Origin of the sequence: uncultured Roseobacter sp. (assembly GCF_947499265.1) — a bacterium.
In the GTDB taxonomy this organism is placed as follows: domain Bacteria; phylum Pseudomonadota; class Alphaproteobacteria; order Rhodobacterales; family Rhodobacteraceae; genus Roseobacter.
Window position 1 is genome coordinate 52,811 of sequence record NZ_CANMNK010000010.1, and the last position, 13,637, is coordinate 66,447.

Sequence of the window (13,637 nt, forward strand, 5' to 3'; positions counted from 1 at the left end):
GTCTACTCCACAGGATCACGGGCGATGGGGCAGGTCATGCAATGGCCACCGCCGCGCCCCCGGCCCAGTTCTGCACCCCGAATGGTGATAACCTCGACGCCCGCCTTGCGCAGGAGGGTGTTGGTATGCACGTTGCGGTCATAGGCCAGCACGACACCGGGCTCCAAGGCGACGACGTTGTTGCCGTCGTCCCACTGTTCCCGTTCCTGTTCAAAGCGATCACCGCCGGTGGCAATGGTACGCAGCGATTTGAGCCCCAGTGCCTCTTCGACCATGTCGAAGATGTTGCCGGGGTCTTCCTTGACGCGCAGCCCGCGTTTGTCGTCGGGGTAGAGGGCATAGCACCTGATCTTGTCGGCTACCCGGGTGAAACTCGTCACCAGATCGCGGTCACAGAAGGAGAAAACCGTATCAAGGTGCATGGCAGCCCGGGATGCGGGCATCTGGCAGGCGATGACCTGCTCTGCCACCTCGTGTTTGAAAAGTGACACCGCCAGCTGGCCGACCGCCTGTGGGGTGGTGCGTTCCCCCATGCCGATCAGCACGCATTTGTTGCCGATGGGCATGACGTCGCCGCCTTCAAGGGTGGCGGGCCCGTAGTCCTGATCGGGATTGCCCCACCAGATGTTTGTCTTGCCGGCAAAACGGGGATGGAACCTGTAGATGGCCGCGGCAATGAGGGTTTCCTGCTGGCGCGCGGGCCAGTGCATCGGATTCAGCGTGACGCCGTCATAGATCCAGCTGCTGGTGTCGCGGGTGAAGATGAGGTTGGGCAGGGGCGGCAGCACAAAACCATCCGGCCCCAGAAACCTGCCAAACATGCTTGTGGGCTCAAATGGCAGCTCATGCACAGCAATGCCGCCAGTCAGGAACCGCGTCAGCCCAAGCGCGGGCATCTCGTCCAGCCAGGCACGCAGATCATCCAACATGCCGACGCCAATGTGATCCTCGGTGATCTTGCGATCCAGCAGCCAGCGGCGCGCTTCGGGGTCGCTCAGAATATCGGTGAGCAGATCGTGCTGGTCGAGCACCTCGATGTCACGATCCCGCATCTTGTCGCAGAGGGTAAAGTGGTCTTTGCGCGCTTCTTCGACCCAGAACACATCGTCAAAGAGCAGCGCGTCGCAATTGCTGGGCGTGAGCCTTTCATGCGCAAGACCGGGCCGTGACACCATTACGGTGCGCAATTTTCCAACCTCCGAGTGGACACCAAGGGGGACAATCACAGCAGCACTGCCGCGCTGAGCAGTCCGGTTGAAATGAGCGACAGGATGATCAGAAGCGGCCAGATGAACCGCAGCCACTTGTTGTAGGGCACCCGCCCGATGGCCAGCCCGCCAACAACAACCGCATAGGTGGGGGCCACAAGGTTCGTGATCCCGATGGCCGTCTGAAAGGCGGTGACGGCAAGGTCACGGCTGACCCCGGCGAAATCCGACAGCGGGGCCAGGATCGGCATCGTGAGCACGGCGAGGCCGGAGGTCGAGGGCACCAGAAAGCTCATCAGAGCTTCGATGCCAAAGAGGGCGGTGATGAAAGTGACCTCGGACATGCCCGAAATCCAGCCCTCAAAGGTATGCAGAAACGTATCCGTGATATGGCCCTGATGCATGATGATCACGATGCCGCGCGCGAGGCCGATGATCAGGGCCACGCCCAGAAGATCGCGCGCGCCGTCGATGAAGGCGTTCACCACGGATTTTTCGCCCATCCAGGCCACTGTGCCGGTCACGATGGCCGCGCCCAGAAACAGGGCCGACATCTCCGCCATCCACCATCCTTGCGAAGCGACGCCCCAGACCATGGTTGCGAAGGTGGCCACAAAGAGCACAAGGACAATGATCTGAACCCCGGTCAGCTTGTCCGGTGCGGTGGCATCCCGGCGCTGCAGGAAATGCGCCTCATTCGCGGCTTTCATGTCTGCAACAAGTGATTGTGACGGGTCGCGCCGGACGCGTTCGGCATAGCGCATCACAAATGCGACCGCAGCCAGCCAGGACAGGCCGAGAATGGCAAAGCGCAGCAGGATGCCTTCGGTGAAGGCAACGCCCGCCGCATCAGAGGCGATTGCGGTTGAAAACGGGTTGATCGTGGAGCCGATCACACCCACACCGGCGCCCAGCATGATCACCGCCACACCGGTCAGCGCGTCATATCCGGCCGCGATCATGATCGGAATCAGCAACAGGTAAAAGGCCAGCGTTTCCTCGGCCATGCCATAGGTCGTACCGCCCGCTGCAAACAGCGCCATCATAATCGGGATCATCCATTTTTCGCGCCCTGCGAGCCTGCGCATGGCCAGGGAAATGCCGGTATCGATGGCACCGGTCGCCGTGACCACGCCCAGAAACCCGCCAACGATCAAGACAAAGAGCGAGACATCGATGGCATTGGCCTCATAGGTCGCGGGGTCATAAAAGCCGGCGATGGGGGCCATCACCACGCTGATGAGGTTTTGCGGTGCGGCTTCGACCAACTGATAGGTGCCCGGCACCGGCACGTCTTTTCCCAAAAGCGCGTTGGCGGCACGCTCATATTCGCCCGCAGGTACAATCCAGGTCAGCACCGCCATGACCCCGATCAGGGCAAAAAGGATCGTATAGGCGGTAGGAAACCAGCCGATGGACGGGTGTTCGGTTGAAGCGCTCTGCGAGGTCAGGGTCACATGAAAATCCTCTCGACGGTTGCCATTTCAACCTGTGAGGAGGATGGGTCAGACCCGCGCGAAGCGATTGAGATTGATCAATCCCGCACGCGGTTTCAGATCATTTTTTCATGCGGTCCCGGGATTTTCGATAGAGGCGTTTGTTAAGGTCGATGAATTGCCCAAGGCTGCGGCCCAGCAAGCCGGTGGGTTTGCGCAGCAGGTAGAGATAGCCGGTGATGCTGGCAATGGCGCTGCCCACGGCGTTGATCATCAGATCGCCCATGGTGTCATCCAGCCCGGATTTCTGCATGTTCAGGCCGAAGGTCTGGTCCATCAGATACTCGAAGATTTCCCAGACCGCGCCGATCATCATGGCAACGCAAAAGGTCACGAATGCAATGGCCGAGGGCGGGGCTGCAAACCGGTCGCCTTCAAACAGCATGAAAACAAAAAGGAACCCGGTCAGGCCAAACCCAATGGCGGAGAAGGCGTGCAAGGCCAGGTCCCACCACCATAGCCGTTCGTAGAAGTCAAACGCCTCCCCAAGGAAGATAGAGGCAAAGAAAAAGACGGTTGTCGCGAGCAGGAAGGGCACCGGCAGGGTCAACGACCACCGGGAGGCGAGCGTCGGTGGCACCAGCGACAGCGCCAGTGTTGCCAGGGTGACAAAGGCCAATGACCACCGCGCAAGGCCAAGGGCGACAAAGACTGCGAGCAGCAACATGGCCCAGATGGTCAGCATGACTGGCGTGAAATTTTTCCGGTCTCGTATCATGACCCTGCGTCCCCGACGTTAAAAATCCGTTCCCCGATCCCTATATATGCACGATGACGGAAACCGTAATACGCATCGCCAGCTACAATATTCGCAAGGCGCGTGGCCTCGACCAGAAGCGGTGCCCGGAGAGAACCCTCAGAGTGATCAACCAGCTGGATGCCGATATCGTCGTGCTGCAGGAAGCGGACCGGCGGATGGGCATGCGCAAACCGGCCATCCCCCGGGCGCTGATCGCGGCGGAAACGGATTTCACCATCGCAGAGGCCAGCACCAACGGCGTCAGCCTGGGCTGGCACGGCAATGCGGTTCTGGTGCGCGATGCCACAAAGGTGTTGAATGTCGCGCGGTTGTCCTTTCCCGGGTTGGAGCCGCGCGGGGCCGTCCGCGTGGATCTGGATGTCGGTTCCGGCGTCAGCATGATTGCCGCGCATCTAGGGCTGCGCCGCCGAGACCGTCGCGCCCAGCTGGGCACGCTGTGTGACGCATCAAGAGATAGCGCGCATACCGTGATCGCCGGGGATTTCAATGAGTGGTCACATCGCCGGGGGCTGGAGCCATTGCAGGGAAGATTTGACACCTACGCGCCGGGTCGAACATTTCACGCGCGCAGGCCCCTGGCGGCGCTTGACCGCATAGCGCTCAGCAAAGGGATAGAGCTGCGTGATGCCGGGGTAGAGCAAGGTGATCTGGCCAGACGGGCATCCGATCATCTGCCCATTTGGTCTGATATCGCAGTCCCGTCCGCCGCGGCTACTTGCTGAACATCACCGGCAATCGCGAATAGCGCAGCAGCGCGTAGGTCGTCGCCCCGATCACGAAATCATAGGCCTTCGAGTGACCAAACGCGCCGGTGACGATCAGGTCGGCCCCTTTCTCAAACGCCACCTGGTTGAGCACGGCTGCAATGCCTTCGCCCCCTGTCTCGCGGTGCTCCAGCGTTGGTTTCAGCCCATGTCGTGAGAACATCTCTGCCACATCGATCCCATCCGCATCCGCCATGGGATCTTGCGACACATCTCCGACACGTAACACGGTCAGGGGCGCGCCTTCATCCGCAACCGCCAGCAGATCATGCGCCGCACGGGCGGCTTCGCGCGTATCGCTCCAACCCAGCAGCAGGTTCGCGCCGATGGCCGGGCCGTCGTAGCCAAGCGGGACTACAATGACTGGACGGCCGCTCTCGCGAATGACCTGAGTTTGTGCCTTGCGCTGGTCGTATCTGTCAGCTTCGTCGTCTTCATGCGCCATGATCACCAGATCAGCAGCACGGGCGCTTTCGACCATGCGCTCATTGGCGGAGACGGCTTCGGCCCGCACCAGACGGAATTCGCTTTGAAAATCTTCGTTTTCGGTGTGCTGGGCGAAAATTGCCTTGATCGCTTCGGCTTCCTTTTTCTGACTTTCGTTGAAGGCGGCAAAGGCAGGTTCAGGAATGTGAATTGCGATCCCGGGATAGACCACCAAAGCCTCGACAGTGTGTAGCCCGATCAAATGCGCGTCGTGCTTGCGCGCCAGGGGAACGGCCAGTTTCATCAGCGTTTCCGCGTGGGCGGTTGTTGTCAGGCAAACGAGAAGTGTCTTGAGGCCCATTGTATTCATCCTTTGGTTCCTTAGGGCAGGGGCGTCGGGGGACGCCCCTGCCAGTTTCAGGTCTTCTTGATATCGATTTTGTGGAAATCAGCCTTGGCCGCTGCTGGTTTTGCGATGCGCAATTTCAGAATGCCATCCGTGAATTTCGCCTCTACCGCGCCGTTTTCGGGCGAAAACCCGAGCGGGATCTGACGGCGGAAACTGCCATATCGGCGCTCGATGAGGTGATAATTGTCTTCGGTCACTTCGTGGTCCGCGCTTTTTTCACCCTTGAGCGTCAGCACATCGCCGGTGATGGATGCATCAAGGTCTTCCTCCTTGACGCCCGGGATTTCGGCGCTGATTTCAACCGCGTCCTCCTTTTCCACCACATCGATGGCGGGGAAAACCGATGCCGCGAATGTCGCCTGCGCCCCGGTGTCCGGCATCGGGAAGCCCGTGCGAAACTGGTCAAACAGGCGGTTCACTTCCTTTTGGAAAGAAGGAAAGAGGGAGGACCCGTCCGCGTCAGAGCGCAGCTCGGGCAGGAATTGGCGTGACATCACAAGTCTCCTTTCTGAAAACCCGACACGGATTTGTGTCGTCGATGTCCTAGCAAACCGTTGTCTGGGCGGCATTGATACCGATCAATCAGCCAGCGAATCCTCGACCCATGATGCGTCCAGCCTCATGCGCGCGGTTCTCCTATTTCAAAGGTGGGTCCGCTACTCGCGATCTCCAAGCGACAACGCGAGCAATGCGGTGGGTCGCAAGATGATGACCGTGTGGATGTTGTCGATTGCGATGATCTTGCTTTTGCGCAACTGGGTGAATGTGCGGCTGACCGTCTCCGTTGTCAGACCCAGGAAATCGGCAATGTCGGTGCGACTCATGGGCAGCTCGACATGTCGGTATGCACCGCAGTCCCGGCCAACACGGTCCGACAGAACACATATGAAAGAGGCAACCTTTTCAATCGCTGATTTGCGCCCCAGCATCATGAAGTGGTCTTGCATGGCGCTGATTTCGCGCAATGCGGCCTGCAGCAGTTTCTGATGCAACTCCGGATCGCCATCACCGCATTCCAGGTTGGATCGGCGGTATGGCTGCAGGCGCGCGGTGACCAGCACGTCGCAATCGGTGTGATGCAGACCATCGGAGGGAAATCCAACGATATCGCCGGGGTACCCGAACGAAATGACCTGACGGCGACCGTCTTCCAGCATCCGTGTGAGACGCAGGACGCCGGTAATGACCTGATAGAGCCACACCACGCTGTCGCCCTCGAAATAGAGGTATGAACCGGCTTTCAGGCGCGCCTCAGCGGGAATTGTATGGGCATTTCGGAGCGGGGTGACGTCGGCATTTGCGGATGGTTGAGTTGGAATCGTCACGTACATCCGTCTATGCCCCTAATGACTGAGCGGGCAACTTGGACAGGCTGTGTAATTTAACTTACTCTGTGTCTGCACGGTTTTGTATCATTTTGTATGAAGCACGATCTGGCATTGAACATGCGCATGAAATTGTTGTGAATAGAGGGCGGCTCGACCGGAGCCGGAGACGCCTGTAATGACAGATCAAACAATCCTCGTCGTTGAAGACGACACCAAAATCAGAACTCTTTTGCGCAACGTGATGGAAGACGAAGGGTATTCTGTGCTTGAGGCGGATTCCGCCGTGGATGTGCTGGAGACGATCAAATCGACGCGAATCGATCTGATCACGCTTGACATTCATCTGGGCTCTGAGAATGGTCTCGAACTGGCCAAGGAAATTCGGCGCATCTCGGATATTTCGATCATCATGCTGACCGGCAAGGGCGACGTGATAGACCGCGTCGTCGGTCTTGAAGTCGGGGCAGATGACTACATCACCAAGCCGTTTCACGTCCGCGAAGTGATTGCGCGGATCAGAAGTGTTTTGCGCCGGGCAGGGGATAAATCAACGGCACGTCAGGACGCGCATGCGCCCGGGGCCCAGGACGCGGAGGGTGGCGCGCACTTTCGGTTTGATGGCATGACGGCCTTTCCAGACCGCCTTGAAGTGCTCGACCGAAAGGGTCTGGATTGTCGTTTGACCAGCGGCGATTTCAAACTCTTGTCGGTGTTTTTGCACCGTCCCAAGCGGGTGCTGTCGCGGGACCAGTTGATGGATCTGACCGGCGGTGCGGAGTGGAGCCCGTTGGACCGCACAATCGACAATCAGGTCGCCCGTCTGCGCAAGAAGATCGAACGTGACCCTTCCGATCCCAAACTGATCAAAACCGTCCGCGGCGTGGGCTATACATTTGCCTGCGACGTGCAGACCGTTCAGCCATCCGATCCGCCGGCCAAAAGCGCTTGAAGCCTGATCGCCAAATCGGTCTGACGATAGGGCTTATGCAGGATGTCATAAATCCGCCCGTGCGCCATGGCGTCTGTGACCACATCGCTGGCATAGCCTGAGGTCAGCAATACCTTGAGCTTGGGGAATTCCGCATTCACTTTGGCGGCAAGATCGTATCCGTTCAATGTGCCTGGCATGACCAGATCCGAGAACAGAACATCCGCGCGCATCCCGTTTTTCAGCATCCGGTAGGCTTCATCGCCATTGCTGGCTTCGGCTGTTTCAAACCCCAGATCGCGAATGCGCTCCACCGACAATTTGCGCACTTTCGGATTGTCTTCGACGACCAATACGGTCTCGCCGCGGCCGCGCGGGGATAGCGCGTCGTCTCGTTCCGCCGCCTCCTGCCCATCTTTTTCGGTCTTGGTGTTGGAAAGCGCCGGGAAATAGAGGCCGAAACTGGTGCCATGGCCAAGCTCGCTATAAAGCGTGATATGGCCTCCGGATTGCCGGACAAACCCGTAGACCATGGCCAGCCCAAGCCCGGTGCCGCCGCTGGCAGCCTTGGTCGTGAAAAAGGGTTCAAACGCTCTTTTTTGCGCCTCGACGGTCATGCCCGCCCCATCATCGCTCACCGACAGCCTGACGTAGTTGCCGTGTTGGATGTCGGTTTCCTGCGCCATATAGGTGTCATCGATGGTGACGTTGGCAACTGACACCAGCAATTCGCCCTTTGCTCCCATGGCGTCCCGAGCGTTCAAGGCCAGGTTCATCAGCGCGGATTGGAGCTGCACCGGGTCGATCATCACGGCGTTCAGTTCCTTGGCAAAGTCGGTTTTGATGCGGTAGGTGGCTCCGAGCGTCCGTTTCAGGATCGACAGCGTATCTTCGCAAAGCTCCCGCAGGTCCGCCTTGATCGGTTTGAGGTTGCTGCGCCGTGCAAAAATCATTAACCGTTCGGTCAGATCCGCCCCCAGTTGCGCCGACTCCAGTGCGTCCCGGATCAGCGAGGCCTGCCGGTCGTTTGCCCCGCGCATTTCCAGCAATTCCAGGTTGCCAATAACGACCGTCAGCAGATTGTTGAAATCATGGGCGATGCCGCCGGTCATCTGGCCGATGGCATCCAACCGCTGGGATCTGGCCAGGGCATCCTGGGTGGCCGAGCGATAGGTCAGATCGTGCAGAATGCCGATGAACCTCTGCTTGCCCTCAACCTCCGCTGACCCAACCGAGATGTGCAGCGGGAAGACCGATTTATCCTTGCGCTGACCCTCGACATCCCGCCCGACACCGATGATGCGCTTTTCGCCGGTGTCCAGATAATGCGCCATGAAATCGTCGTGCAGTGAGGCGAGCGCCTGTGGCATCAGGATGTTGACGCTTTGGCCAATGAGTTCGGAGGCCTCATACTGGAAAAGCCGACACGCCGCTGGATTGACCCGCACGATGATACCGGCGTCATCCGAGATGATCATGGCATCAACCGCCGCCTCCAGGATGGCGTGTAAAAGGGCGCTGTCTTGAGCTTTGCTGTCCATAATCACTCATTTCCCAAACGCGAGCCTGCCAAATGGTTATCGATCGGCGCAAGCCTCAATTGATATTCGTCAAAGATCTCTGCCTTCGATCTGCAAAAAAGTGCTGTGAGAGGTGTTTGGGAGACAGTGATGAAGCCAGTGGTGACATGGGTTGTTCTGGCCAACGCACGGGCTGCGCGTGCGCTTGAAAACCGCGGCCCCGGCAAAGGGCTGGTGGATCTGAACGGCATGAATTGGCTGGCTGAGCCGGCGACGGTGCCGCGCGATAGGGCGGGTGTCGGGCACAGCAGCGCGGGGCCGGGTATCTCGGCGGTGGAACAAAGCGATCCGCAAATTCACGCTGACAAGAGGTTCGCACAAACCGTATCTGAAAAGCTGTCAAAAGCGTTCACGGCCAAGAAGTTCGACCGGCTGGTCATTGTTGCCGGGCCTCGGATGATGGGGTTGATGCGCAGCAGTCTCGATCATCGGGTTCGCGCCAGAGTGATCGGTGAGATTGCCAAGGACCTGTCAGCACTGCCCCTGGATGTCGTCGAAACGCATCTTGGGGAGATCATCGTTGTCTAACGCCGCCCCGGCAAATTCCGCGAAAGGAAGTGACTGAATGTTCAGACAAATCATCGTCGGTCTCGACGGTTCGGAGAAAGCCAAAAAGGCGGCGCAAATTGCCTGTGATCTGGCAAAGCACTATGCGGGCAATGTGACATTGATCCACGTGCCGCATGCTGAATCCGCAGCCTTCATCGTCGGCGAGGTTGCGGGGTATCACGCGGCGGTGTCGCATCCGAATTTTGCAGAGATTGAAAAGGCAGGGCAGCAGATACTGGATGAGGGTTTGAAAATTGCGTCGGATATCGGGTGCAAATCTGTTCAGACACACATGCCACACGGCGACGCAGCAACCGAAATCCTGCTGCACGCGGATGAGATTGGTGCCGATCTGATCGTCACCGGCAGGCGCGGGTTAAGCGGTATTTCCAGCCTGATCCTTGGCAGTACCACGCAGAAAATCAATCGCCTGGCGAAATGTGCCTGCTTGTCAGTGGCCTGAGATCGGACCCCCGCGCACCGCCACCTAATACCCATTGTTCCTGCCAGTTCACCTTCCGGATTTAGGCACCAAGTATGCACATCCCGGCCACCACCCTGACCCAGAGTATTTTCTGTTTTGCCTTTTGCGCCGCCATTGTCTGGTTCTCAGGGGCGCGCCTTGCCTATCTGGTCGATGATCTGGCGGACCGCTTCAAAATGGCCAAATCGTTGATGGGGTTGTTGGTGCTGTCACTGGCCACGTCTTTGCCGGAGGTGGCGACGACGTTGAGTGCGGCCATACAGCAGTCCAGAGATCTGGTGCTGAACAACCTCTTCGGCGGCATCGCACTACAGACCGCCATTCTGGCCATGTCGGATTTCTGGGCGCGCGGGGCCATCACCAATTATCCACGCAAAGCCAATCACGCTTTGGAGGCCACCTTATTGGTGTTCTTGCTCTCCGTGGCCCTGATCATCGTCAATCTGGGCGAGACCTTCGTGCTGTGGGGCGTCGGGTTGGGCAGCTGTCTGATCGCATTGCTTTATGTTGCGGCGATCTGGCTGTTGCGCCGCTATGACGCCAGCAGCGATTGGGTGCCGGTGGATTTACCGGATCCCGACCCATTGCCCTTTCCAGCGCCTTCCGGTCTGGCGGAGTCCGGGAATGCTTCCTTGATTTGGCAATCCCTCGCCGCTTGCGCCGCGATTTTGCTGTTTGGCCTACTGATCGTCGTCTTTGCACAGCGCATTGCGGATCAATCGGGGTTGGGCACCGGGTTTGTGGGCGTCACACTTTTGGCGGCGGCCACCTCATTGCCAGAGCTGACCACCAGCATCACGGCGGTGCGGATCGGGGCCTATACCATGGCGATTTCAAATATCTTCGGCAGCAATCTGATCATGCTGGTACTGGTTTTCCCCGCCGACATTCTGTTCCGCGCGGGTCCGATCCTGCAGGGGACACCACCGATGGTCAGTCTGGCGTTGTCCTTCGGCATCGCCGTTACCGCGATCTACCTCATTGGACTGATCGTGCGCCGCAAGCCGAAACTGGGGTTCGTCGGCCTTGATTCAATCCTCGTTCTGCTCACATTTCTAGCCAGTATGGCCGCCTATTATTATGTGCGCTGACCCCGCGCGAACAATAGTTTCAGCGCTTCGGGGACAACCAGTATCGGCAGGGCAAAAATGGCGATCCACTGCCATTCCGCCGCGCCGATGGGGACCGTGCGCAATAGGACCTGCAGGGGTGGCCAGTAGACCGCTACGATCTGCGCGCCAAGGGTCAGTGCCAGGGCGGCCAAGAGAAATGGATTGCTGAACCAGCCGATGCGCCAACAGCTCAGACGTATGGACCGGAAGGCAAAGACACTGATTTTCTCGAAAACAACCATCGCGGTGAAGGCCGTGGTGCGGGCCAGTTCCACCCCCTGATCCAGCAGGTGAAAGAATATCCACAAACTGGACAGACCGGTATAAAGCCCAAGCAGGATGATGGTGGCCACGCCGCTCAAACCAAGGATCGCGGTGTGCTTGTCCCGCGGTGGCTGCTGCATCTGATCGGGTTCGGCTTTCTCAAGACCCAGCGCCACTGCGGTGACGCCGTCCGTGACCAGGTTCATCCACAGGATTTGCGTTGCAAGAAAGACCAGGGGGCCGCCAATGGCGATGTTGACCACCAGGGCGATGACCTCACCGGCGTTGGATGACAACAGGTATCGGACGAACTTCTGGACGTTGGAAAACTGTCGCCGACCTTCGCCGATGGCGCGCACGATGGTGGCGAAATTGTCATCCAGCAGCACAAGATCAGAGGCATCGCGGGCCACGTCGGTGCCCCTGATCCCCATCGAGACACCGATATCGGCTTGCTTGAGGGCAGGGGCATCATTGACCCCGTCACCGGTCATGGCAACGATCTGCTGTTCGGACTGGAGCGCCGCGACGATCCGCATCTTCTGCTCCGGCTTGGTGCGGGCAAAAAGCACATCGCCGCGCAAAATGTCGCGCAGGACCTTGTCATCAAGCGCATCCAGTTCCGCACCAGTGAGGTGTTGCGTGACCTTGAGCGACAGCTGATCCGCAATGGCGCTGGCTGTAATCGGGCTGTCCCCGGTGATCATGGTGATGTGAATTCCCGCCGACTTTGCCGCGGCAATCGCGTCCCGGACTTCCGCGCGGGGCGGGTCGATCAGACCGACCAGACCCAGGAAGGTCAGGTTGCTTTCGGTCAGTTGCTGATCGGGTGCATCGCGGCGCGCGAGGGCGATGACGCGCAGCCCGCGACTGGCCATATCGGCATAGGCCTGCGTGATGGCGTCCTGATCCGCTTCTTGCATGGCGCGCGCACCATCGTGAGTGATGATGTCGCTGCAGATTTCCAGTATCTGTTCTGGCGCGCCTTTGGTCAGCACCGCCGTACCTGTGGGCGATTGGTAGAGCACGCTCATGCGTTTGCGCGCACTGCTGAACGGAATTTCAGCGATCACGCCACGCTCGTGGGGCAGCGCACACCAGCCCTTATAGGCCAGTGTGATCAGCGCACCCTCGGTGGGCTCCCCAACCATCGTCCAGGTGGTCCCGGTTTGATTGAGACGGGCGTGGCTGCAGGTGAGCCCGGTCTGCAGGAGCATGCCCAAAACGGGATCGTCCGTCGCGCGCAGCCTTTCGCCCCCTGTTTCGATATGACCCGCGGGATCGTAGCCTGTGCCGGTGACATCATAGGTCCGGTCGATGGTCCAGATCTGCGTGGCCGTCATCTTGTTTTCCGTCAAGGTGCCGGTCTTGTCGGTACAGATGACCGAGGCCGCGCCCAGCGTTTCCACCGCCTGCAACCGTCGCGCCAGGGCGTTCTGGCGCACCATGGCGGTGGCGCCCAGAGCGAGCGTGATGGTGACAACGGCAGGCAGGCCCTCGGGGACCATTGCCACCGACAGCGACAGCCCCGTCATGACCATTTCGACCAGTTCGCGGCCAAGCGCGATGCCAAGCCCGGCCACGGCGGCAGCCACCAGAAGAGCGGCAAGGCCCAGCTGGCGCGCCAGATGGCCCAGCTTGTTCTGGAGATTGGTGGTTTTGGTCCCCACCGAGCCCGTCAGGTGCGCAATGCGCCCGAATTCGGTGCCGGCACCTGTCGTGGTCACACGCGCTTCAGCACGGCCGGCGGTTACGGATGTGCCTGCAAAAACGATGCTAGCCTCCTCCGCCAGTGACTTTGTCACCGGCATCGATTCACCGGTCAGAATGCTTTCATCGACCGTCAGGTCAGAAATACGGATTAGCGCGGCATCTGCGGCCACGCGCGCCCCGGGGGACAGAACAAGGATGTCGCCGGGCACGATCTCTCGTGCCGGGATCAGTTGTTCCTGACCGTCCCGCACGACCATGGCCTGTGGGGACAGCAGCTTGCGCAGGGAGGTCAGGGCGGTTTCCGCCTTCCATTCCTGCACAAACCCCAGGATCGCGTTGAGCAGGACAACGAGGCCAATGGTTGCGGCGTCAATTCTTTCTCCCAAGGCGAGCGCCACTGCCGCCGCGACGATCAAAATGACCACGAGGAAACTGGAAAACTGCCGCAAGAAGACCCGGAAGGGGCCGATGCTTGCCGCGGCGGGCAATTCGTTCCATCCGGAGATTTGGCGCGCTGCCAGGACCTGATCCTGGGTCAGCCCGGCTGCTTGGGTGATGTCAGACAAAACGAACCTCCAGCAGAAAACACTGGCTCTGGTATCCCGCCCCGGCGCGG

Annotated in this window: 13 protein-coding genes; 5 read left to right on the forward strand and 8 right to left on the reverse strand. The window is 59.4% G+C overall.

The window, feature by feature from the left end:
- Positions 1 to 2: 2 nt before the first annotated feature.
- From Q1A63_RS22685 to Q1A63_RS22695, 3 genes are all read right to left on the reverse strand, one after another.
- Positions 3 to 1,226, reverse strand: coding sequence for an arginine deiminase (locus tag Q1A63_RS22685; RefSeq protein WP_298975361.1), 1,224 nt, complete (start codon positions 1,224 to 1,226; stop codon positions 3 to 5).
- Positions 1,223 to 2,665, reverse strand: a complete 1,443-nt coding sequence (locus tag Q1A63_RS22690) for a YfcC family protein (protein WP_298975363.1) — start codon at positions 2,663 to 2,665, stop codon at positions 1,223 to 1,225. Before Q1A63_RS22690 ends, Q1A63_RS22685 begins: the two co-directional genes overlap by 4 nt.
- A gap of 100 nt (positions 2,666 to 2,765) precedes the next feature.
- Entirely contained in the window at positions 2,766 to 3,422 is a 657-nt protein-coding gene (locus Q1A63_RS22695) for a hypothetical protein (protein WP_299632513.1), read from the reverse strand.
- A gap of 53 nt (positions 3,423 to 3,475) precedes the next feature.
- On the opposite strand from Q1A63_RS22695, the gene Q1A63_RS22700 reads away from it, so the two are divergent.
- Positions 3,476 to 4,186, forward strand: a complete 711-nt coding sequence (locus Q1A63_RS22700; protein ID WP_298975365.1) for an endonuclease/exonuclease/phosphatase family protein — start codon at positions 3,476 to 3,478, stop codon at positions 4,184 to 4,186.
- Here the strand turns inward: Q1A63_RS22700 and Q1A63_RS22705 are convergent.
- The 3 genes from Q1A63_RS22705 to Q1A63_RS22715 all read right to left on the reverse strand — a co-directional run bounded on the left by Q1A63_RS22705 (position 4,176) and on the right by Q1A63_RS22715 (position 6,394).
- On the reverse strand, positions 4,176 to 5,024 hold the full coding sequence (locus Q1A63_RS22705; RefSeq protein WP_299632514.1) for a universal stress protein: 849 nt from the start codon (positions 5,022 to 5,024) through the stop codon (positions 4,176 to 4,178). The two genes, Q1A63_RS22700 and Q1A63_RS22705, sit on opposite strands and share 11 nt — an antisense overlap.
- Before the next feature lie 47 nt (positions 5,025 to 5,071).
- Positions 5,072 to 5,557, reverse strand: coding sequence for an Hsp20/alpha crystallin family protein (locus tag Q1A63_RS22710; RefSeq protein ID WP_298975367.1), 486 nt, complete (start codon positions 5,555 to 5,557; stop codon positions 5,072 to 5,074).
- A 162-nt stretch (positions 5,558 to 5,719) separates the two neighbouring features.
- The gene (locus Q1A63_RS22715) at positions 5,720 to 6,394 is read right to left on the reverse strand and encodes a helix-turn-helix domain-containing protein (protein ID WP_298975368.1); all 675 of its coding nucleotides are present in this window, start codon (positions 6,392 to 6,394) and stop codon (positions 5,720 to 5,722) included.
- 172 nt (positions 6,395 to 6,566) lie between these two features.
- Here Q1A63_RS22715 and Q1A63_RS22720 point away from each other — a divergent pair, with 172 nt between their 5' ends.
- On the forward strand, positions 6,567 to 7,340 hold the full coding sequence (locus Q1A63_RS22720) for a response regulator transcription factor (RefSeq protein WP_298975370.1): 774 nt from the start codon (positions 6,567 to 6,569) through the stop codon (positions 7,338 to 7,340).
- Here Q1A63_RS22720 and Q1A63_RS22725 read toward each other — a convergent pair.
- Complete coding sequence (locus tag Q1A63_RS22725; RefSeq protein ID WP_298975372.1) at positions 7,307 to 8,860, reverse strand: PAS domain S-box protein; 1,554 nt, start codon at positions 8,858 to 8,860, stop codon at positions 7,307 to 7,309. The genes Q1A63_RS22720 and Q1A63_RS22725 overlap by 34 nt on opposite strands.
- A 129-nt stretch (positions 8,861 to 8,989) precedes the next feature.
- Between Q1A63_RS22725 and Q1A63_RS22730 the strand changes: the two genes are divergently transcribed.
- The 3 genes from Q1A63_RS22730 (at position 8,990) to Q1A63_RS22740 (ending at position 11,023) form a co-directional block, all read left to right on the forward strand.
- Positions 8,990 to 9,427, forward strand: a complete 438-nt coding sequence (locus Q1A63_RS22730; protein ID WP_299632515.1) for a host attachment protein — start codon at positions 8,990 to 8,992, stop codon at positions 9,425 to 9,427.
- Positions 9,428 to 9,464: 37 nt separating this feature from the next.
- Positions 9,465 to 9,911: a universal stress protein gene (locus Q1A63_RS22735; RefSeq protein WP_298975375.1), complete on the forward strand. Its 447-nt coding sequence runs from the start codon at positions 9,465 to 9,467 to the stop codon at positions 9,909 to 9,911.
- Between the two features lie 74 nt (positions 9,912 to 9,985).
- Positions 9,986 to 11,023 (forward strand): hypothetical protein, encoded by a 1,038-nt coding sequence (locus Q1A63_RS22740; RefSeq protein WP_298975376.1) that lies wholly within the window; start codon positions 9,986 to 9,988, stop codon positions 11,021 to 11,023.
- Here the strand turns inward: Q1A63_RS22740 and Q1A63_RS22745 are convergent.
- Positions 11,011 to 13,587 carry an HAD-IC family P-type ATPase gene (locus Q1A63_RS22745; protein WP_298975377.1) on the reverse strand — a complete coding sequence of 859 codons (2,577 nt, stop codon included), beginning with the start codon at positions 13,585 to 13,587 and terminating at the stop codon, positions 11,011 to 11,013. The genes Q1A63_RS22740 and Q1A63_RS22745 overlap by 13 nt on opposite strands.
- Positions 13,588 to 13,637 lie beyond the last annotated feature (50 nt).